The sequence below is a fragment of the Snodgrassella sp. CS2 genome (assembly GCF_050310315.1).
In the GTDB taxonomy this organism is placed as follows: domain Bacteria; phylum Pseudomonadota; class Gammaproteobacteria; order Burkholderiales; family Neisseriaceae; genus Snodgrassella; species Snodgrassella alvi_E.
On the sequence record NZ_JBNPBA010000001.1, the window covers coordinates 118,153 to 138,643 of the forward strand.

Genomic DNA, 20,491 nt, shown 5'->3' on the forward strand with positions numbered 1-20,491 from the left:
GGTTTATGATGCAAAAATTATCTCTAAGCAACATGGTGTCGCTGACGTTTATAGATTCGCCAAAGAATACCGCTTTCACTGCCAACAAATAATGACAGTATATAAACCATACCACAGCACAGAATAATAGCCGGCCCAGATGGTAAATCAATATAGAAAGACAATAGCAGACCTATATAGCCGCACAACACAGCAATAATAGCTGCTATCATCAGAATACCGCCCATAGATTTCTGCCACAAACGAGCACTGATAGCGGGCAACATCATTAAACCTACAGACATCAGTGTTCCTAAAGCCTGAAATCCAGCAACTAGATTCATCACAACCAGTATTAAAAAAATAATGTGCCAAAGCGTGCCTTTACCGTTCACAGCACGTAGAAAGAGTGGATCTATGCTTTCCAGCATTAGCGGGCGATATATCACAGCCAATACCAGCATTGAAATACTGCTCACTATAGCCACCAGCGTCAGCGCTGACTTATCGACTGATAAAATCGAACCAAAGAGTAAGTTCAATAAATCAACACTGTTTCCGCCACGGCTCACCAACACCACACCTAAGGCCAAACAGGTAAGAAAAAAAGCGGCAAAGCTGGCATCCTCGCGCACATTGGCAAATCGGCTGGCCAAACCGGCCAGCAATGCCATCAACAGGCCAGCAATAAACCCGCCTAAACTCATTGCTGGTAAACTTAAGCCAGCTAGCATATAGCCGGCTGCTGCACCCGGTAAAATAGCATGCCCAAGCGCATCCCCAACCAGACTCATACGCCGCATCATCAAAAAAACCCCAACCGGTGCAGTACCTAAAGCCAGAAATACAATTGAACATAATGCATAACGCATAAAATCGTAATCAGCAAAAGGCTGAAAGAGTAAATAGGCCATATTCATTAATTTACCTGTTACACCACTGATCCTGTTCGTATTGCTGCATTGCTGCGGCCGCCTGTTGCAGATATTGTTCAGTCAATACATGATCCGTTTTACCCGCTGCAATTTTTTCCCGAGCAATTAACAAAGTGTAGGGGAAATACGCCTGCACCTGCTCATAATCATGCAAAACCGTAATCACCGTACATTGCTTCTGCTGCTGGTATGCTTTCAAAATATCCAACAAAGCAAAAGTTGTAGCAGCATCAACTGCGTTAAATGGTTCATCGAGCAACAAAACACGAGCATTCTGAATCAGCATACGTGCCAGTAATACTCGTTGAAACTGGCCGTTAGACAACTGCGCGATACTGCGTGCCTGATATTGCAGCATACCAACTTGAGTTAATACTGCAATAATCCGCTGATGCATAGATTTACTGATACCCGCAAAGAAACCAGTTTCATACCATAACCCCATAGCAACTAGTTCAAACACACTCATAGGCTGGCTGCGGTCAATATCCGACTGCTGAGGCAGATAAGCTATATCAGAGCGCTGTAAATGCTGCCAGCAAATTTCACCACTATCGGGTCGTACTAGCCCCATAATAGCTTTGAGCAACGTGGATTTACCCGCTCCATTAGGGCCGAATATTGCCCACATTTCATTTGGTTTAAAATCAATGCTGAGATGATGGATAGCTGGTCGCTGGCGATAACTGACCGTGACATTGTCTACCTGAATACTCATGATGCACTCACTGCCCATGCATACATCAACCACATCAAAGCCAAAATAACGCCCACACCAATCAACCGTTTACCCACACCGCATAGCAAAAGTGAAAACATTGTGATGCCTCTACCGGATCAGCCTAATGACAATTTAATGTTATAGTATAACATTACATTCATCATACCTATACTATAAAGTTTTAGCAAAATGAGAAATTTTAAGCAGTCAAAGGAAATGATAAATGATGTGTTAGCGCTCTAATGGGCAAGCGGTTGGGATGCAAAGCTTGTTGCAGCCGCACAGATAAAGGAGAGGGCAAACCCAGTATGGCAGCAGCAATTGCTTCGGCACATAAAGGCGCTGTCAGCAAACCTCGGCTGCCATGAGCCGTATTAATAAACATACCTGGCTGCCATGGACAAGGTTGATTAAGCCGATAATTTTTGTCCAAACGCAAGCGGGCATACTGTTGCAGCATCGCCTCTGTATTGCCCACAGGCCCAGCCAAAGGCAAATGATCAAATGCATCACAGCGTATAGCCGCATGTCCCTGCGGTTTTGCATTCGGATACAGATTTGCGGCGAGATGTGGTAGCCAGCGGCGCAATTGCTGCCAGTTAACAATTTCATCCTCTTCATTTAGGCTATTATCGGTATTGTTCGGATGAAAAGTGGCACCAAAACAAAGTTTATCCTGCCATGCGGGGGTAATATAGCTATTTCCACTTAGCGCACAGCTTGGCTTTATAACATCAGCTCTGAAACAAGCTGTGGTAGTTTGTCCTCTGATTTTATGCAATGGCCAGCCAGCAACTGGAAAGAGCGTATCACTGTCTGCTCCGGCACAGATAACTACATGGGATGCTTCCAAAGTGAATGATCGATTCATATTCTGACAAACAATTTGCCAGCCATCATTCTGATACACAACACTTGTAACTTTAGTTGCAGTCAACACCTCAATTATAGGTTGTCTAAGCAAAGCATCAACCCAGCTATAAGGATTGATGGCTGCACCAAATGGCCACCATAATCCCCCTGAAGGTAATTCCATACCGGCAATATCACCAGCCTGAGTCTGCGTGACAGATCGAAACAAAGCATTATCAGGATTTTGCGAAGCTAATAATCCATTGCGATTCTTTTCGGCATCATTGTAATTCAAATGGAGTACACCACAGTCTAGCCAGCCTTGACCCACTGGCAAACTATTTTGAAGCAGGCTACGGCTAAATCCATAGCCTGCCAGCAACAGCTCTGTCTGCACAGTATAATTGGGAGAAATTTTGGCATACAACAGCCCGAGATGGTTGCCAGAGGCAGCACTGGCGATGGTATGTTGTTCAATTACTGTGACCGCAATCCCCCGTTTGGCAAGAGCAAAAGCAGTGGCAGCTCCAGAAATACCGGCACCGATTACCACTACAGATTTAACTGCTAGAGTGGGAGGCAATGTTAGCCAAGGTTTAAAACCACTAACACCAATGTCAGCCTTATCGTGTGAAAAACCCGAGTAAAACTGCACCCAGTACTTATATTCTTGAGGCCGAATCAGAAGAAATTTACCTGCCGCTCGAAATGGATAGCTGAATACCGGTTGCTGTTGCCAGAATAATCTTGCCTGAGTCCAAAACCTCACTATCGCTTGCCCAGCGGCTGAGGTAGCCAATAATGTCTTCGGCCAGCTTTCGGCTACAACCAAAACCTCAGCCTGCTCATCATTTCCCAACTGCTGAGCCAGCTCATCTGGCTGTGGCCAATTATGGAAGACATAAACACTCATGGCAGCCGTACAGTTTCATTATGCTCAGCTGATGCACCGCTACCCTGATTTAGCCAGAGCCATTGCTGTTGCAACGTCTGCCGCAGACTATTCTGCTTTTGCTGAGAAGTATGTAAACCAGCAGTAAGTTTTTGATAATCTATGGAGAATGAGGGTCTAGTAAACGTACCGTTAATCCGTAACGGCAGTAAAGTCTGTTGTTGTGCTCGTCGAGTGGCAATCAGAACATTATAATCCATCTGTTGTTGTAACCACTTCACATCACCAGTACCCTTGATATCAAAATTATCAGCATGTAGTTCCATACGGCTACTTCTGGTATTTCCATTACTCAATGGAATCTGCAAGCGAATATAGCGAAAAGGCGTTTGGCTAGTTTCGTTGTAAGCTACAGTTGTCTGACTGTCACTATTTTGCAGAATATTATTAATATCAATACCGTTCCACACACCTTGACGAATATGGATATCCGCCTGACCCGAAAGACTGGAAAGCCATTGCTGACGGTTGACACCTGTTCCATGGAAATCAAAGTCTGCATCGCCTTCACCATCAAGATTATGCAAACCAAATGTATCTTGTAAAAATGATTTCATTTGCACACCACGTGCATGTTGCCGTGCTTTCCAGCTTAAAGGATTAGAATTAGTCACCTGCAACAATCCATCAGTATTGCCACCATACATATTTAAACTGATAGGGTCCAAATTCAACGTACGTGCATTTAGAGACAACTGAGTTTTAAACTGATTCACAACTACCGTTGGTGTGAGCAGAGAATCAATGGATAGTTGTGCCGTAAGCGACCGTTTCCTAAACCAGCGATACCATAACTGTTGCCAGTCTGGCGGGAGCAAACTAGTACTGTTATCTGCATAAGGGCGTAAATTTAACTGTGCCAGATGAATGCTTCCGTTTATTTTTGCCTGCTGTTTATCATGTTGATAGTCAAGAGAAATGCTGACAGGCTGATTATCAAACTGGCCTTGCAGATTAAGCTGACCGTTGCCGGCATCGTCGCCCTGAACACTGCCAGATAAATCACTGATGAAACGGGAGTTGGGTAGGGCATTGACAGTATCCTGGTGGCTATTCACCGAAAAATTGTCAATTTTCCAGTGGCGCATATCCAACCATGATAGCTGACCGCTGACAGTAAGCGCGGTCTGAAACAAATGGCTTTGCCAACCGCTGTCAATCTGAAACTGAGGTAAAAACCAGTGATTCTGCAACCAGCTGGTATTGGTGGAAGACACCGTGGCATTAATCGCATTATCACCAATCTGAGCTGTAGCAACACCATTTAATTGTGGTAAAAACAGTTTGGCCCAGCCTACCTGCCAGTTTTGCCCATTGCCGGTCACATGCAACTGATTACGCTGACTATGCCACTGCCATTGCACAGCAGCTGTCTGCAGTAACTGCTGCTGTGGCAACCAGCGTGCATCAAAATGCCACTGGCCGTTACTCTCACCCAAAACAGAGACTTTCGTATCTATTTCCAGATTAACATCTTTCCACTGCATCACAGCATCAGGATGATAAACAGCATTGAGCTTGCAATGCAGAGTTTGCATATCTTGGCCTCCTAAAATTCCCTCCAGTTGCAGTGCACTGGAGCTGCCAAGATTACGCCATTGAAGATTCATCTGCTTAATATACTGTAAGTTCTGATCGTCTTGAATATTAAATTTAGCGTTTTCCAGTATCAGCCGGTTTATATGTAAACGTTTACCCGAATATGCTTTCTGCCATAAATCAGCCAGATTCCACTGGCCGTTACTACCGCGTACCAGATTGATACTTGCATCGTTAAGCTGCAACTTTTCAATTGTCATGCGGCCAAAGAAACTTTGCCAGCCCAAGCCGATTTTCATCTCGCCTACATTAATGTCATTTTTTTTAGAGGCAACATTTTTAACCTGCACCTGATGTAATGTCACAGTAGGGCGCGGAAACATAGAACGGCTGATATCTGCATCAAAAAAAACTTGTCTGCCACTATCGGCCACAAACTCATTAGCACGTTTATTAATTTCTTTAGCATTAAACAAATAATGCAACACAGCCATATCAATGGCCAATAGCAAAAATATGCTCAGGCAGCCAAAAACCAGCAATTTCAACCAAAATTTGCCTGAATGCAATAATGAAATCATAAAAAATTAATTTAAAATTGTTTCAGAATATGGATTTGTCGGCTTCAAAACAAATCCATTCTGAAATAACCGTTACAATAGAAAACAATCCAAGCCTTACAAAAGCGTGGATTAAGTCCATATAAAAATACTTATATCAGCCCGCATCTGTAAACAGAGTTAATAAATTAATTCTGTTTAAAATTTACTTTCACGTCATTTAATTTAAGACACAGATTATTTTAATGATGCATATGATGAGAATTTTCAGTTTGGCTTATATCAGCGTAAGCCGGTCCTATAGTAACAGGCACATTTAGAACAAGGGGTCGTGCATGACGGAAAGTCAATCGCACTGGAATAGTAGTATCTTTAGCCAATGGTTTTTTTAAACCCATCAGCATAATATGCATTTTTCCTGGCTGTAAATGTGTCACTTTGCCAGCAGGTAAAGGCAAACCTTTGGGCAAAGAACGCATTTTCATCACACCGTCAGTTTCTACCGTTTCATGCACTTCAGCAGACATCGCCACCGGTGTCGAAGCGCTAAGCAATATATCATCCCTGCCGGATTGATTATCCAGATCCATAAATACACCACTGGACGACATGCCGGGCACACTAAAACGAACCCAAGCATTATTTGCTTCAATGCCCTTAGCCAACAGCAGGCTAGCATAAGAAGCTAATAATGCAGTAAACAGTAGTTTTTTCATGTTATCGCCTTCAGCAAATTTCACAGTAATTTTGTTTGTGATGATTTAACCAGAATTAGCCTAAACCATCACAACTTACTTACATTATACCGCTAAATGAGGTGCAAAAATCTGCAATAATTGAGCCAGAATTTTCGGATTGGCAGCTACAATATCACCACTGTCCAGCCATGCCTGCTCACCTTGCATATCGGTAACAATCCCACCAGCTTCCTGAACAATCAGAGCACCGCCGGCAACATCCCAAGGTTTAAGATTAAATTCAAAAAAACCATCCACACGGCCACAGGCTACATTACATAAATCCAATGCGGCCGAACCTTCACGGCGTGCACCGGCTGTTTTAGCCAGCACATCTTTTAAAATGGCTAGGTAAGTATTCATCATACTCTGATCAACCACCGGAAATCCGGTAGCAATCAGACTGCGCAGCAAGTCAATACGACCACTTACTCTAATACGTTTGTCATTTAGTAGCGCACCTTGCCCACGGCTGGCAACATATAGATCATTGTGCTCTGGAGCATAAACCAGTGCTTCGGCCAATGTTCCCTTGTGCAATAGCGCCATGGAAATAGCATATTGCTTATGTCCATGCAAATAATTCGTAGTTCCATCCAGAGGATCAATAATCCACTGATACTCAGCATGAATATTTCCCAGCTGGCCGGCTTCTTCACTCAGAATAGCATGCTGGGGATATACTTCCTGAATAGTACTAACAATAATTCGTTCCGCCTCACGATCAACATCAGAAACAAAATCGTTAGCAGCTTTATTGTCAATTTTAATATTATTTAAATTGCTGCTGGCGCGATGCATCATCTGGCCGGCTTTACGCGCTGCTTTCCAGGCAGTAGTCAAAATAGGATTCATGCTCATTCTCGTGATATGGCTGATAAAAGCTTCAAACAGATAGAAAAGACGTGTTTTAAAGAACAAATGCCGCATTAAAACAACATAGCGGCAATGGAATAGAGAAATTAATTATACGGCAAAATTGCTTTTTCCAAAACCGGCTACTTTCATATACAGAATATATAAGCTCATTTTGCTATAATATGCTGAATATATCAGCATTCTGCTATTTCTGAGCTCTTCCCCAGATTTAATATTAAACATGAACAAACCCGTACTTCCCGAATTTTTAAGTAACATACTTGTAGTACTCACACGTACCAGCCATCCGGCAAATATTGGTTCCGCAGCACGTGCCATGAAAACCATGGGACTCACCAACCTGACACTGGTCGCACCAAATCTGATGCAAACCCCCATGACAACGCAGCCTCCAGTATTCGACAGTACTAATCCAGACACATTCGCTTTACCGGAAGAAAGCTTTATTCTTGCATCTGGAGCAAAAGATGTGCTGGAACGCGCACACGTAGTGGCCACACTTAATGAAGCTCTGGCTGATACCACATTATCTTGTGCCCTTACCAGCCGGCGGCGTGAGCTGACAGCTCCTTTGTACACACCACGCGAAATCATGCCATCATTACTGGATACAGCCAGAGCTGGGCAGAAAATTGCATTAGTATTCGGTAATGAAACTTATGGACTAAGTATTGAAGAAGTACAAAGCTGCAATCGCCTAATTACCATCAACGGTAATTCTGAATATTTTTCACTAAATCTAGCCCAAGCCGTACAGGTAATCTGTTATGAATTATTCAGCCATGTAAACAGCAGCATGGCCCATTTGATACAGCCAAAAAATCTGGCCACACATCAACAAACACATGATATGGTGGCACATCTACGTCAGGTAATGGATAAAGCCGGATTCTTTAACCGGCGTAATGAAACAAGGTTAATGCGCCGTATGGCTGCCATGTTTGACCGAGCGCAACTCAGTACCGAAGATATTGACATCTTACGTGGCTTTTATAACACCATTAACCAGCAAATTCAGAAAAAGCAAGATTAACTTTCAATAAATCATGTTTATAAAGGAGAAAGCACTACTCATGAATTATGCTTCTGATCCCATCTGGTGGCGGTTAAAAAAAACCATTGTACGCGATTTGGCTAGTTTACTAACCGCTCCCTCACCATGGATTTCTACCGTAGAATTGCCTATTTCCCAATTACTTGGGGATGATGGCTTTCGGTTTTTACTCGCTCTTGATAAACATCCTGAGGATTTATATTTATTCCTGAAAAGACACAGTGGTTACCAATCCCATCTGGGTATATACGCAGAAAAATTATTGCAATACTGGTTTTTAAATGCCCCTCATAGCCAGCTCATTGCCCATAATCTGACAGTGATGGATAAGCAGCGTACAGCGGGAGCCATGGATTTCATCGTACAGCTGAATAATCAGAAATATCATCTGGAATTGGCGTGTAAATATTATGGTAGTTATTCAAATGAACTGGAAAGCTTTAATGGCCTGAATCAGTCAGATCTGCTGAAAAACAAAAGGGATAAAATCATACAGCAGCTAGCATTGAGCACAAGTCTAGAAGCCAAAAAATCGCTGGCAAAGTTATCTGTGCAACCAGAAGAGCTCCGGCAAGCCAGTATAATCCGAGGCATGCTCTTTACCCCTACGGGCAACACACATTTTCACATACCAATAAATCCTTTATGCTGGCAGGGGCGATACATCGAAGAATGGTCTGTTTTGGAAGCTCCGGAAGACTCTCGCTTTTATCTTCTCGATCATTTATCTTTACTATCACCAGCACGCCTTAGCAGCAATGCAATCGTGAATTTTGATCAGATTAAACAAATAAAGCAGGGTATCATAGCAATAGTACAAAAGCATGAAGATGGTTACTGGCACGAAACAGAAAGAATCATGAAAAAAGACAAAAATCCTGTGCAACCATAAATTACTGCAAGTGTCTCGGACATTACATAGGCTTTTATAAAGGCTTATGGTAAACTTGCGATTTAATTTTGTCTGCATGAAAGAATGCCGGGTACTGACAGCCCAGGCAGTGCCTGAAGACAAATCAAACAAATCAGATTAACTGACATCTAAGGGTTAACGATGAGCGTAACAGTAGAAAAATTAGATAATTTAGAGCGTAAAATTATTTTGGCTCTGAACTGGGAAGACATCCGGGCAAAAGTCAATGCACGAATGAAAGTGGCACAGAAACGTGCTCGCGTTGATGGCTTTCGCCCTGGTAAAGCACCACTGCGAATCATTGATTCCATGTATGGCTATGGCATTCGCGATGAAGTGCTGAACGAAATGACCCATAAAGCTTTCGAAGACCTCATTGTAGCTGAAAAACTCAAAGTAGCAGGCCTGAAAAGCCTCACCGCTTTGGAAGATGAAGATCAGGACGATGAAAAATTCTACAAAATTGCTGTAGTGTATGAAGAATTTCCAGAAATCAAAATCGGCGATTTAACTTCTCAGGAAGTCACCAAATTCAGTACTGAAATCGGTGATACAGAAATCGATAAAACAATTGACATCTTGCGCCAGCAGCGTACCCGTTTTAATCACGTAGAACGGGAGGCACAAATTGGAGACCGGGTAATCATTGATTTTGCCGGCAAAATTGATGGAGAGGCTTTTACTGGAGGATCTGCTGAAAACTATCCGTTCTTACTAGGGAAAGGCCAGATGCTGCCTGACTTCGAAACAGGTATTGCCGGTATGAAAGAAGGTGATGTAAAAGAAGTATCAGTTACCTTTCCAGAAGATTACCAGAGCAAAGAGCTCGCTGGTAAAACAGCTATTTTTACCATTACTCTAAAAAATGTTTCTGAAGCTGTTCTGCCGGAAGTAAATGAAGAATTTGCCAAATCACTGGGCATTGAAGACGGCGACGTAGAAAAAATGCGTGCTGAAATCAAAAAAAATGTCAGCCGAGAAGTAAACCGTCGCGTTAGTGAAATGACAAAAGATAGCGCTATTAACGCTTTGCTGGCCTCTACACCTATTGAAGTACCTACTTCTATGATTACCGAAGAAGCTAAAAGCATGGCAGCACGCATGAAAGAAAATTTTGCCGCGCAGGGTATGGATCAAAAAGATTTGGACTTGCCGCTTGACATGTTTAATGAACAAGCTAGTCGCCGAGTAGCCATTAGCCTGATTATGGGCGAATTGATACGCGAAGAAAAACTGGAGCCAAGCGAAGAACAGGTACGTAAAGTTATCAATGAGTTCGCCGACAGCTATGAAGATCCACAGGAAGTTATTGATTGGTACTATAGCGACAAAAAAAATCTGCAAGTGCCTACTTCTCTGGCTATCGAACAAAATGTTGTAGACTATGTCCTCAGTAAAGCCAAAGTCAGCGATAAAGTGCTTACTTTTGATGAAGTAATGGGACAGCAGGCACAGGCCTAAACATAGCAAACATTGAATAAATGACCAAAAGCACCAAAGTAGTTGAGAAGCTGCTTGGGTGCTTTTATTTCTATTGAGGAAAAAACATGTCACATATACAGAATCTTGGTCTCGTACCCATGGTGGTCGAACAAAGCGGCCGTGGTGAACGCGCATACGATATCTATTCACGTTTACTTAAAGAGCGGATTGTATTCATGGTAGGGCCTGTTACAGACGAAACCGCTAATCTGATCGTAGCGCAGTTATTATTTTTGGAAAGCGAAAATCCCGATAAAGATATTTCTCTCTATATTAATTCACCGGGTGGGTCTGTCACTGCTGGTATGTCTATTTTTGATACCATGAATTTTATTAAACCAGATGTAGCTACTTTATGCCTGGGTCAGGCTGCAAGTATGGGAGCTTTCCTTTTATCTGCCGGAGCTAAAGGTAAACGCTTCGCATTGCCAAACAGCCGTGTAATGATTCACCAACCTCTCATCAGCGGCGGCTTAGGTGGACAAGCATCTGATATCGAAATTCATGCGCGTGAATTACTCAAACTGAAAAACCAGTTAAACGAACATTTGGCTCGTCATACTGGCCAAAAACTGGCACAAATTGAAAAAGATACAGACCGTGATAATTTTATGTCAGCAGAAGAAGCACAGAAATACGGATTAATTGACGAAGTACTGGTTCATCGCCCCAAATAAACTTTCCCTTATGCTTAATTAAGAGCAAGCTTTAAGTCAATATAAAATCGAAACCAAAAATTGGTTTCGATTTTATATTTTTTCACAATACCTATCAGTATAAAATTTTCGAGGCTGAAATTAACTTTTGCGTTGATTACTAATTCCCATTAACATCGCCAGTATCACCATTACTGATAAAGTAGCAGTACCACCATAGCTTACCAGAGGCAAAGGCACACCCACCACAGGCAGAATACCACTAACCATACCCATATTAACGAATGCATAGCAAAATAATGTCATAGTCAGTGCACCAGCTAAAGTACGGCAATACAAAGTAGGTGCTTTAAGCGTAATATATAAACCGCGCACCAAAATAAATGTATATACACTCACTAGCAGAATATTGCCAATCAGACCAAACTCCTCTCCAAAAACTGCAAAAATAAAGTCAGTAGTGGATTCAGGAATATAATCAAGATGTGTCTGAGTTCCTTCGAGCCAACCTTTTCCCCAAATTCCTCCTGATCCAATAGCCGTCATCGATTGCAGGATGTGATAACCAGCACCAAGACGATCTTTAGTAGGATCAAGCAAAGTCAGAACCCTCATTCGCTGATAATCATGCATCCCATAATTCCAAATTATAGGCAGCATAGCCACAAACCCGATAATCGCAGTAATAATAACTTTCCACGGTAAACCAGCAAAAAATATAACAAACAAGCCGGACGCCATAATCAAAGTGGCAGTACCTAAATCAGGCTGTTTCAAAATCAGTGCTACAGGGATAAATATCAGCACAAAGGCAATAATATAGTGATACCAGCGAATATTACTTTCATTTTTCTGGAAATACCATGCAATCAGCATTGGTACAGCAATTTTCATGATTTCTGAGGGCTGGATTCGTCCTATCCCAATATTTAGCCAGCGAGTAGAGCCATTTACAGTGATACCAGCAAAATGCACACCCACCAAAAGTAATATACCTAAACCATAAAGGGGTAACGCAAAATTACTTAATATCTGCGGTGGAGTCCGTGCAATCAGCCATAATAAAATAAAACTAAGAACAGTATGCAAGGTTTTATTTTCCAGCTGGCCAAAATCTTGTCCATCTGCCGAGTAAAGCAGAAATAAACTCATGACATATATTATCAACATGGCATAAAACAGCCACACATCCATCGGTGCCCAGAGCTTATACCAGATACGTTTCAACCATTGCTTCTCATTAATCATATTTATTTATCTCACAAGCCTGACTGTGGACGATAGGCACGCAGTAATGGTGGCAGAGCAGCCTGATTATGCTCATCATGCTGTTGCGCATCCATCATGGCATTATTGGATAAATCATTTACCGGCAAATCAGAAGCATTGCTGGCCACACCTGCGCTAGGAAGATTTTGGAGTTTCAACAGATAAAAATCGGCCAGCTGTCGAGCCAATGGTGCAGCCGTTGCTCCCCAGCCATTATTTTCAAGAATTACAGCTATAGCTATCTGAGGTTTGTCAGCCGGCGCAAAAGCAATAAACCAAGCATGGTCACGTAACTGCATTTTTAGTGCTGCAGCATTATAACGAGCACCTTGCTTAATCTGTACCACTTGTGCCGTCCCCGTTTTACCTCCCATGGTATAACCCAGACCAGAGCCGATTGCAGCAGCAGTCCCCCCCGGCCTCAATACTTTTTGCATTGCGTCCTTCACATATTCAAAATTGCTGCGTTTAAATGGCACAGTTCTGACAGGCTGAGGATCAATCAAGGTCATTTTTTGGGAATTATGATCGAGTAAAGCCTGTACCAGATGAGGACGATAAACAATGCCATCATTACTCAAAATAGCAGTAGCAAAAGCCATTTGTAATGGTGTATACGCATTGTAACCCTGTCCAATGGCCATACTAACACTATCGGCCGGCTGCCACACCCGTGCCTGTGGCTTATAACGAGCAAATCTTTTCTCTTTCCATGCACGAGTTGGCAACACACCTGCATATTCATGATTAATATCAATACCGGTCTGTTTACCAAGATTAAATTCGGCCAGATAGGGCGACATACGGTCAACACCCATTTCGTAGCCCAGCCGGTAAAAGAATGTATCCGATGATACCTGAATGGCCTTGCTCAGATTAGCAGAACCATGTCCACCTCGTGCCGCATCACGAAACTGATGCGTAGAACCCGGAATACTCCAGACACCAGGGGCAGGCAAGACGGTGTTCTGATTTAGTTTGCCACTTTCAAGTGCAGCCATAGCCAAAAAGGGTTTGAAAGTAGAACCGGGTGGGTACATCCCTTGTGTAGCTCGGTTCAATAATGGATGGCGCCAATCTTCATTCAAACTTTTCCAGGTTTCCGTGTCTATTCCATCAATAAACAAATTAGGGTTGTAGCTTGGTTTGGATACCATTGCTAGAATGGCTCCGGTCTGCGGATTTATCGCCACCAACGCACCTCGTTTATTGCTCATCAACCGGTCGGCTTCCTGCTGTACACGGATATCCAGTCCTAGCCTCAACGTTTGCCCTGGAATGGCTGGTACGGTTTTTATTGTCCGAACAATATGACCCTGAGCATCTTTTTCAACTTCACGATATCCAGGCACACCGTGCAGCTGGCGCTCATAATATTCTTCCAGCCCCATTTTGCCGATATGTGTGCTGCCACGGTAGAGGTTAGTAAGATTAGCCTTATCCAGCGCCGCCATATCACGGTCACTAATACGGCCGATATAACCAACAATATGTGCCAGTAACTCACCATACGGGTAATCCCGAAAAGTCCGGGCATTTATTTCCACACCCGGAAACCGATATAGTTCAGCTGCAAGGCGGCTGGCTTCTTCCATGGTGAGCTTCAGTTTTAAAGGGACTTTATCGTAAGACCGGTAATCAGCGCGAAATTTAGCAAAACGTTTCAAATCACTGGGTGTGATGTCTACATAAGCGCGTAAAGCATTAATAGTATCATCAATTTTTCCGGGCACCTGATTAGGGATAATCTCCAGCGAATATGCGGGATAATTATGGGCCAGCACTACACCATTAACATCTACAATTTCACCGCGTACCGGTGGCGTAGGAATCAGAGAAATACGATTATTGGTAGCCGCAATAACATAATCATCATATTTGATAACCTGTAAATAAACAAAGCGTGCTATTAACAGGCAAAAACAAACAATAATTAATATAAATGCTACTACAATCCGTAATCCCAGATCACCATACTGAGCCGGTTTGGACGGACGTTTTTTTTTGGTTCGAAATTGCAGTGCTTTCATAGACGTCTAGAGTAGGCGAGATAAAGCATGAACTTAGATAACAGAGGCCAGAGCAAAGCGCTGATAAAAGGTGAAACAAAAAGATTCCAGCCTGTAAACTGATGCGTAGAAAAAAAATGAACAATTACCAAAATTAGTGTCATCAGCATCAAACTACCAAAAATGGTTAGTGCTTGAAACCCATATGAGTAACCAAGCATCTGGTGCCGGTTTTGCTCAATTACATACACCGCAGCAATCAAAGCAAGTGCATGCTGACCAAATGGTGTACCTTGACCAACATCCACAATCAGACCAAGTATAAAAGCCATGCCAATGCCAACATTCTGCGGCCGGTGTAAGCTCCAGTACAAAGTCATTATTGCCGTACAGGCTGGCAGCCAACCGGCTAGTGGCTGGGGAATTGGAATTAAATCTAGGAATAATGCAGCCACAAGACTCAAAACAATAAGCCGTTTTCGGGTATGGCGGTGCAGGCTGTCAACTTCAGTCATGATTGGCGGATGTTGGGTTAGTCACTGCTACATCAGCAGAATAATGAGCTGTCTGCCCATGCTTTTGGGGAATAACCAGCACAAATGTGCTGCTACGCATTTGTGCCACCGGCTCAATCTGAGCACGATAATAGGGCGAACCATTACCACTTTGTGCTTTAGTGACGGTAGCAACTGGTATGCCAGCTGGATAAACACTATCCATTCCAGACGTTACCAGCAAATCATTAGGTAATAAACTGGCATTAGCCGGAAAATAACGCAAATCCAAACTGCCAGAGCGACCATAAACCAATGTACGAACTCCAGTGCGCATAACCATAGTCGGAATCACTGCATTAGTACTGGTTATCAGCATAACCTCCGAACTTAAAGGCTGAACTGCAGTAATCTGTCCGATTAGGCCATGCTCATCACTTACTGCATCTCCCATGCGAATCTGATGATGGCTACCTTTATTAATGATAAACCTATCAGCAAGCGGATTACTGTCATTTGATACAATCTGCGCTACCTGCGCCTGTGGCAAAGCTGCTTTTTGCACCTGATTCAGCTGATTCAGATTAAGCACAGACTTTAACTCTACTGCGTGCTGACTGAGCTGCAATTTTAATTGTGCATTCTGAGCCTTCAATAATCTGTTTTCATTGCTCAGATTTTGCTGCTTCTCAAGAAAAACCATACCATTGGAAACAGCGTTAACCGGCTGCATAGCCAGCCACTGAAACGGGTACAAAGCCGTAGCAATATAATTGCGGCTTATTTTAACCACATCATATCGGTTATCAAGCAAAAGCAACACTACCGAAACCAGTGACAAAACAACCAGTTTACTGGTACTGCGCAGACCATTGTGAACAAAATTTAGTGAAGGCTCTGCCATTATCAATTACATTGAACAAAAATTACGGCATTTAAGGATTAGATACAAATACAGAATTCATCTTACCAATCATATCTAGCGCATGGCCAGAACCACGGGCAACACAGGTAAGAGGATCCTCTGCAATCATAACTGGCAGACCGGTTTCTTCTGATAGCAATCGGTCAAGCCCTTTCAGCAAAGCACCGCCGCCAGTTAATACCAGACCACGATCGGCAATATCTGCACCTAATTCTGGAGGTGTCTGTTCCAGAGCATTTTTAACGGCCTGCACAATTTGATTTAATGGTTCTGTCAGCGCTTCTAGCACTTCATTAGAGCTGATTGTAAAGGCGCGCGGAATACCTTCAGCAAGATTGCGTCCTTTAACTTCAATTTCTTTAACTTCCATCCCGGGGAAAGCAGAACCGATATTTTTCTTAATTTCCTCAGCAGTTGATTCACCAATCAACATGCCATAATTGCGGCGCACATAATTGATAATGGCATCATCAAACGCATCACCACCCACACGGATAGAGTGGGAATACACCACGCCGGATAACGAAATTACCCCCACTTCAGTAGTACCACCGCCAATATCCACCACCATGGATCCTGTTGGTTCTTCAATCGGCAAACCGGCACCAATCGCTGCAGCCATCGGTTCCTCGATCAGGTTTACGATAGATGCACCCGCTGCCAGAGCAGAATCACGAATAGCCTTGCGCTCAACCTGAGTAGAACCGCAAGGTACACAGATTACAATACGCGGAGCAGTAAAGCGGCTATTGTTCACTTTTTTTATAAACTGCTTCAGCATCTTTTCTGTAACATTAAAGTCAGCTATCACACCATCTTTCATCGGTCTGATTGCTTGAATGCTACCCGGTGTGCGGCCCAGCATTTTTTTCGCCGCCGTTCCCACCGCCAGCATGCCGTTTTTGGCATTTATCGTATCGTTCTGTACAGCCACCACAGATGGCTCGTTCAATACTATGCCTTTATTTTTAATAAAAATCAAAGTGTTAGCTGTACCAAGATCAATAGCCAGATCATTGGATAAATATTTGGTAAAAAAGCGAAACATGGGGCTGTCCTAATGAACTTTAAAATTATCAGTATGGCAAAAGCAGTTGTTTGACACATTAACCAAAGCAAATCAATGCGCCATAGAATAGGGATTTCGGTTATAATTCCTGACTATGTAAAAACCGAATCAGAACGCGCAATGATACCGCAGTTTGCTCGTTTTGCTAAATCAAATTTAAGGATTTTTGATGGCTTTAACACTAAGTGATGTAGATAAGCTCGCACGCCTCTCTCGCTTGAGTCTTTCAGAAGCTGAGCGAAATAATATGCTGGCAGAACTTAATCATGTATTCGAACTGGTCGAAAAAATGCAGGAAGTCGATACAAACGAAGTTGAACCGATGGCACATCCTCATGAACTCGCATTACGTCTACGCAATGATATCGTGACTGAAACTGATCAGCATCAGGCTATACAATCTTGTGCACCTTTGGTCGGCAAAGATATGTACCTTGTACCTAAAGTAATCGAATAAGTTCAGATTTGCCAATTAAGCCATATCTTTAATTTTTGAAATTATCACAGACAGCTTCTTATCACACTGTTTGAACATTATCTGACCACCATGCCCAAAAACTACACATTGAAACAATGCAGTGATTTACTGCAAAGCAAACAGGCTTCAGCAAGCGAGTTGGCACAGGAATACCTAGCAGCCATTGCAGCGGATAATCCCAGCCTGAATGCCTATATTACGCTGGATAAAGAACGTACTCTTACAGAGGCCAAAGTTGCCGATGACCGTTTGGCACAAGGTTCAGCCAGTGTATTGACAGGTGTACCCATAGCCTACAAAGATATTTTTTGCCAGCAAGGCTGGCGCAGCGCGTGTGCCAGCAAAATGCTGGATAATTTTACTGCCCCCTATACCGCCACTGTAGTACAGAATTTGCTGGATGCAGGTATGGTCACACTGGGTCGAACCAATATGGATGAGTTTGCCATGGGTTCAACTACTGAGACCTCACATTATGGCATTACCAAAAACCCTTGGCAGCATGATCATGTTCCTGGTGGTTCCTCCGGTGGTTCTGCCGCTGCTGTTGCAGCGCGACTGGCACCAGCAGCATTAGGTTCAGATACTGGTGGTTCTATCCGTCAACCGGCAGCTCATTGCGGCATCACTGGTCTGAAACCTACTTATGGTGTCATCAGCCGCTTTGGCATGGTGGCTTATGCTTCCAGTTTTGATCAGGCCGGCCCAATGGCACAAACCGCTGAAGACTGCGCTTTGCTACTAAACAGCATGGCCGGTTTTGATGAACGGGATTCCACCAGTATAGAGCGTGATAAGGAAGACTACACTCGAGATTTAAACCGTCCGCTTCAGGGTTTAAAAATAGGGCTGCCACGAGAATTTTTTGGAGAAGGGCTTGATACTCAAGTACATTCATCCATTGAAGAAGTTTTAAATATACTGAAAAAACAAGGGGCAGAAATTATTGATGTCTCTTTGCCGCATACTGAATTATCCATTCCGGCTTATTACGTTTTAGCATCAGCAGAGGCCAGTACCAATTTATCTCGGTATGATGGTGTTCGTTACGGATACCGAGCAAAAGAATTCAGCAATTTAGATGAAATGTACAGTAAAAGCCGCGCTGAAGGCTTTGGTGAAGAGGTAAAACGGCGCATCATGATTGGTACCTATGTATTATCACATGGTTACTATGATGCCTATTATCTTAAAGCACAAAAACTACGTCGTATGGTTGCCAACGACTTTCAAGCTGTACTTAATCAATGCGATATTATCTTGGCTCCGGTAGCACCTACTGCTGCGCCGAAACTAAGCAGCCACAGTAACGATCCAGTGCAAATGTATCTTTCTGATATATACACTGTCTCACTTAACTTAGCAGGGTTGCCGGGCATCGCCTTACCCGCCGGTCAAACCACCAGTGGACTGCCTGTGGGCGTACAGCTCATCGGTAACTATTTCGCCGAAAGCCGCCTGCTTGGAATTGCACATCAAATACAGCAACATAGTGACTGGCATACCAGAACACCATTTGCACAATAACAGCCAGTATACGAATTGAAAGAAAACAGAATGAATTGGGAAACTGTAATCGGTCTGGAAATCCATGTTCAGCTAAATACACAATCCAAAATTTTTAGTGGTTCTTCTACTGCTTTTGGTGCAGCGCCGAATGTTCAGGCAAATGTAGTAGATTGCGCCTTGCCCGGCGCCTTACCAGTAATGAATCGCGAAGTGGTAAATAAAGCCATCAAGCTTGGTTTGGCATTGAATGCCACGATTAACAGGAAAAACGTATTTGACCGGAAAAACTATTTTTACCCTGATCTACCAAAAGGCTATCAGATCAGTCAGTTAGATTTACCGATAGTAGAGCATGGGCAGCTGGAAATCGTAGTAGGTGATGAAGTTAAAATCATCAACGTGACCAGAGCACATATGGAAGAAGATGCTGGCAAATCTGTACATGATGAATTTGAACACTATACCGGTATTGATTTAAATCGTGCCGGTACACCTTTGCTAGAGGTAGTTTCCGAACCTGAAATGCGTTCCGCTGCCGATGCCGTTGCCTATGCTAGAGCTATGCATAGCTTAGTTACATGGCTAGATATTTGTGATGGCAATATGGCAGAAGGTTCATTTCGTATTGATGCCAATGTATCAGTACGCCCTAAAGGACAGGCTGAATTCGGAACACGCTGTGAAATTAAAAATCTGAATTCTTTCCGCTTTCTGGAGCAGGCCATCAATTACGAAGTTGAACGGCAAATCGAGTTGATTGAAGACGGAGGCAAAGTTATACAGCAGACTCGCCTGTTTGACCCCAATAAGGGGGAAACACGTGCAATGCGCAGCAAAGAAGATGCTCATGACTACCGTTACTTTCCAGATCCAGACTTATTGCCGGTTGTAATTACAGATACAATGCTGGAAGCGGCCAAAGCCTCTATGCCTGAGCTACCAAAAGAAATGGCTGCACGCTTCATAGAGCAATATGGCATTTCTGACTATGATGCACGCTTATTAACCAGCAACCATATCCAGGCCAGCTGGTTTGAACAGGCTGCAAAAATAGGGGGGCATGGCAAACTTGTAGCCAACTGGATGCTTGGAGAACTTGCGGCTGCACTTAATAAAGCCGGAATTGACATTTCAGCCAGCCCGATCAGTGCCGAGCGTCTAGCTGGACTGACTAGCCGGATTGCAGATAATACCTTAAGTAACAAATTAGCTAAGCAGGTTTTTGAAACCATGTGGGACAGTAATCTGTCTGCTGATGCCATTATTGAGCGTGATGGCCTGAAACAAATGACAGATATCGGCGCTATAGAACAAATCATCGATGAAGTGCTTGCTAAGAATCAGAAATCTGTTGAAGAATTTAAATCAGGTAAAGAAAAAGCATTCAACGCTTTAGTAGGTCAAGTAATGAAAGCTTCACGCGGCAAAGCCAACCCGCAGCAGGTGCAAACTTTATTACGCAGCAAACTGGCTTAAGCG

Annotated in this window: 18 protein-coding genes; 7 read left to right on the forward strand and 11 right to left on the reverse strand. The window is 43.2% G+C overall.

Going from position 1 to position 20,491, the window contains the following annotated elements; genetic code table 11:
- Window positions 1-23 precede the first annotated feature (23 nt).
- The 6 genes from ACQP6D_RS00540 to ACQP6D_RS00565 form a co-directional block, all read right to left on the reverse strand.
- Window positions 24-899 (reverse strand): metal ABC transporter permease, encoded by an 876-nt coding sequence (locus ACQP6D_RS00540; protein WP_370389081.1) that lies wholly within the window; start codon window positions 897-899, stop codon window positions 24-26.
- Window positions 900-903: 4 nt separating this feature from the next.
- Window positions 904-1,632 carry a metal ABC transporter ATP-binding protein gene (locus tag ACQP6D_RS00545; RefSeq protein WP_100140614.1) on the reverse strand — a complete coding sequence of 243 codons (729 nt, stop codon included), beginning with the start codon at window positions 1,630-1,632 and terminating at the stop codon, window positions 904-906.
- Between the two features lie 202 nt (window positions 1,633-1,834).
- Window positions 1,835-3,400: an FAD-dependent 5-carboxymethylaminomethyl-2-thiouridine(34) oxidoreductase MnmC gene (gene mnmC, locus ACQP6D_RS00550; protein WP_427857173.1), complete on the reverse strand. Its 1,566-nt coding sequence runs from the start codon at window positions 3,398-3,400 to the stop codon at window positions 1,835-1,837.
- Window positions 3,397-5,526, reverse strand: coding sequence for an AsmA family protein (locus ACQP6D_RS00555; protein WP_427857174.1), 2,130 nt, complete (start codon window positions 5,524-5,526; stop codon window positions 3,397-3,399). The genes mnmC and ACQP6D_RS00555 overlap by 4 nt, the downstream gene beginning before the upstream one ends.
- 254 nt (window positions 5,527-5,780) lie before the next feature.
- Entirely contained in the window at window positions 5,781-6,254 is a 474-nt protein-coding gene (locus ACQP6D_RS00560) for a copper chaperone PCu(A)C (RefSeq protein ID WP_371688225.1), read from the reverse strand.
- 84 nt (window positions 6,255-6,338) lie between these two features.
- A complete protein-coding gene (locus ACQP6D_RS00565) occupies window positions 6,339-7,130 on the reverse strand; it encodes an inositol monophosphatase family protein (RefSeq protein ID WP_267390364.1) in 792 nt (263 codons plus the stop codon).
- A 244-nt stretch (window positions 7,131-7,374) separates the two neighbouring features.
- On the opposite strand from ACQP6D_RS00565, the gene ACQP6D_RS00570 reads away from it, so the two are divergent.
- The 4 genes from ACQP6D_RS00570 to clpP all read left to right on the forward strand — a co-directional run bounded on the left by ACQP6D_RS00570 (window position 7,375) and on the right by clpP (window position 11,280).
- The gene (locus tag ACQP6D_RS00570; RefSeq protein ID WP_427857175.1) at window positions 7,375-8,187 is read left to right on the forward strand and encodes an RNA methyltransferase; all 813 of its coding nucleotides are present in this window, start codon (window positions 7,375-7,377) and stop codon (window positions 8,185-8,187) included.
- Between the two features lie 40 nt (window positions 8,188-8,227).
- Complete coding sequence (locus ACQP6D_RS00575; protein WP_427857176.1) at window positions 8,228-9,100, forward strand: DUF1853 family protein; 873 nt, start codon at window positions 8,228-8,230, stop codon at window positions 9,098-9,100.
- Window positions 9,101-9,262: 162 nt separating this feature from the next.
- Window positions 9,263-10,582: a trigger factor gene (gene tig, locus ACQP6D_RS00580; protein WP_427857177.1), complete on the forward strand. Its 1,320-nt coding sequence runs from the start codon at window positions 9,263-9,265 to the stop codon at window positions 10,580-10,582.
- Between the two features lie 86 nt (window positions 10,583-10,668).
- Window positions 10,669-11,280 (forward strand): ATP-dependent Clp endopeptidase proteolytic subunit ClpP, encoded by a 612-nt coding sequence (gene clpP, locus ACQP6D_RS00585; protein WP_427857178.1) that lies wholly within the window; start codon window positions 10,669-10,671, stop codon window positions 11,278-11,280.
- 120 nt (window positions 11,281-11,400) lie between these two features.
- On the opposite strand, the gene rodA is transcribed toward clpP, so the two are convergent.
- From rodA to ACQP6D_RS00610, 5 genes are read right to left on the reverse strand one after another with little or no spacing between them, the layout of a single operon-like run.
- Window positions 11,401-12,507 carry a rod shape-determining protein RodA gene (gene rodA, locus ACQP6D_RS00590; RefSeq protein WP_427857179.1) on the reverse strand — a complete coding sequence of 369 codons (1,107 nt, stop codon included), beginning with the start codon at window positions 12,505-12,507 and terminating at the stop codon, window positions 11,401-11,403.
- Between the two features lie 11 nt (window positions 12,508-12,518).
- Window positions 12,519-14,558, reverse strand: coding sequence for a penicillin-binding protein 2 (gene mrdA / locus ACQP6D_RS00595; protein ID WP_427857180.1), 2,040 nt, complete (start codon window positions 14,556-14,558; stop codon window positions 12,519-12,521).
- The gene (gene mreD, locus ACQP6D_RS00600; protein ID WP_427857181.1) at window positions 14,555-15,052 is read right to left on the reverse strand and encodes a rod shape-determining protein MreD; all 498 of its coding nucleotides are present in this window, start codon (window positions 15,050-15,052) and stop codon (window positions 14,555-14,557) included. Before mreD ends, mrdA begins: the two co-directional genes overlap by 4 nt.
- A complete protein-coding gene (mreC, locus tag ACQP6D_RS00605; RefSeq protein ID WP_100152611.1) occupies window positions 15,045-15,935 on the reverse strand; it encodes a rod shape-determining protein MreC in 891 nt (296 codons plus the stop codon). The genes mreD and mreC overlap by 8 nt, the downstream gene beginning before the upstream one ends.
- A gap of 31 nt (window positions 15,936-15,966) precedes the next feature.
- Complete coding sequence (locus ACQP6D_RS00610) at window positions 15,967-17,004, reverse strand: rod shape-determining protein (protein ID WP_037405504.1); 1,038 nt, start codon at window positions 17,002-17,004, stop codon at window positions 15,967-15,969.
- A 190-nt stretch (window positions 17,005-17,194) separates the two neighbouring features.
- Between ACQP6D_RS00610 and gatC the strand changes: the two genes are divergently transcribed.
- The 3 genes from gatC to gatB all read left to right on the forward strand — a co-directional run bounded on the left by gatC (window position 17,195) and on the right by gatB (window position 20,488).
- A complete protein-coding gene (gatC, locus tag ACQP6D_RS00615; RefSeq protein ID WP_267390358.1) occupies window positions 17,195-17,482 on the forward strand; it encodes an Asp-tRNA(Asn)/Glu-tRNA(Gln) amidotransferase subunit GatC in 288 nt (95 codons plus the stop codon).
- 90 nt (window positions 17,483-17,572) lie between these two features.
- Window positions 17,573-19,030, forward strand: a complete 1,458-nt coding sequence (gene gatA, locus ACQP6D_RS00620; protein ID WP_367440980.1) for an Asp-tRNA(Asn)/Glu-tRNA(Gln) amidotransferase subunit GatA — start codon at window positions 17,573-17,575, stop codon at window positions 19,028-19,030.
- A gap of 15 nt (window positions 19,031-19,045) precedes the next feature.
- Window positions 19,046-20,488 (forward strand): Asp-tRNA(Asn)/Glu-tRNA(Gln) amidotransferase subunit GatB, encoded by a 1,443-nt coding sequence (gene gatB, locus ACQP6D_RS00625; protein WP_427857182.1) that lies wholly within the window; start codon window positions 19,046-19,048, stop codon window positions 20,486-20,488.
- Window positions 20,489-20,491: the final 3 nt, after the last annotated feature.

Coding starts and splice junctions, on each gene's coding strand:
- ACQP6D_RS00540 (WP_370389081.1), bottom strand. CDS start 899: ATGAATATGGCCTATTTACTCTTTCAGCCTTTTGCTGATTACGATTTT.
- ACQP6D_RS00545 (WP_100140614.1), bottom strand. CDS start 1,632: ATGAGTATTCAGGTAGACAATGTCACGGTCAGTTATCGCCAGCGACCA.
- mnmC (WP_427857173.1), bottom strand. CDS start 3,400: ATGAGTGTTTATGTCTTCCATAATTGGCCACAGCCAGATGAGCTGGCT.
- ACQP6D_RS00560 (WP_371688225.1), bottom strand. CDS start 6,254: ATGAAAAAACTACTGTTTACTGCATTATTAGCTTCTTATGCTAGCCTG.
- ACQP6D_RS00565 (WP_267390364.1), bottom strand. CDS start 7,130: ATGAATCCTATTTTGACTACTGCCTGGAAAGCAGCGCGTAAAGCCGGC.
- ACQP6D_RS00570 (WP_427857175.1), top strand. CDS start 7,375: ATGAACAAACCCGTACTTCCCGAATTTTTAAGTAACATACTTGTAGTA.
- ACQP6D_RS00575 (WP_427857176.1), top strand. CDS start 8,228: ATGAATTATGCTTCTGATCCCATCTGGTGGCGGTTAAAAAAAACCATT.
- tig (WP_427857177.1), top strand. CDS start 9,263: ATGAGCGTAACAGTAGAAAAATTAGATAATTTAGAGCGTAAAATTATT.
- clpP (WP_427857178.1), top strand. CDS start 10,669: ATGTCACATATACAGAATCTTGGTCTCGTACCCATGGTGGTCGAACAA.
- rodA (WP_427857179.1), bottom strand. CDS start 12,507: ATGATTAATGAGAAGCAATGGTTGAAACGTATCTGGTATAAGCTCTGG.
- mrdA (WP_427857180.1), bottom strand. CDS start 14,558: ATGAAAGCACTGCAATTTCGAACCAAAAAAAAACGTCCGTCCAAACCG.
- mreD (WP_427857181.1), bottom strand. CDS start 15,052: ATGACTGAAGTTGACAGCCTGCACCGCCATACCCGAAAACGGCTTATT.
- mreC (WP_100152611.1), bottom strand. CDS start 15,935: ATGGCAGAGCCTTCACTAAATTTTGTTCACAATGGTCTGCGCAGTACC.
- ACQP6D_RS00610 (WP_037405504.1), bottom strand. CDS start 17,004: ATGTTTCGCTTTTTTACCAAATATTTATCCAATGATCTGGCTATTGAT.
- gatC (WP_267390358.1), top strand. CDS start 17,195: ATGGCTTTAACACTAAGTGATGTAGATAAGCTCGCACGCCTCTCTCGC.
- gatA (WP_367440980.1), top strand. CDS start 17,573: ATGCCCAAAAACTACACATTGAAACAATGCAGTGATTTACTGCAAAGC.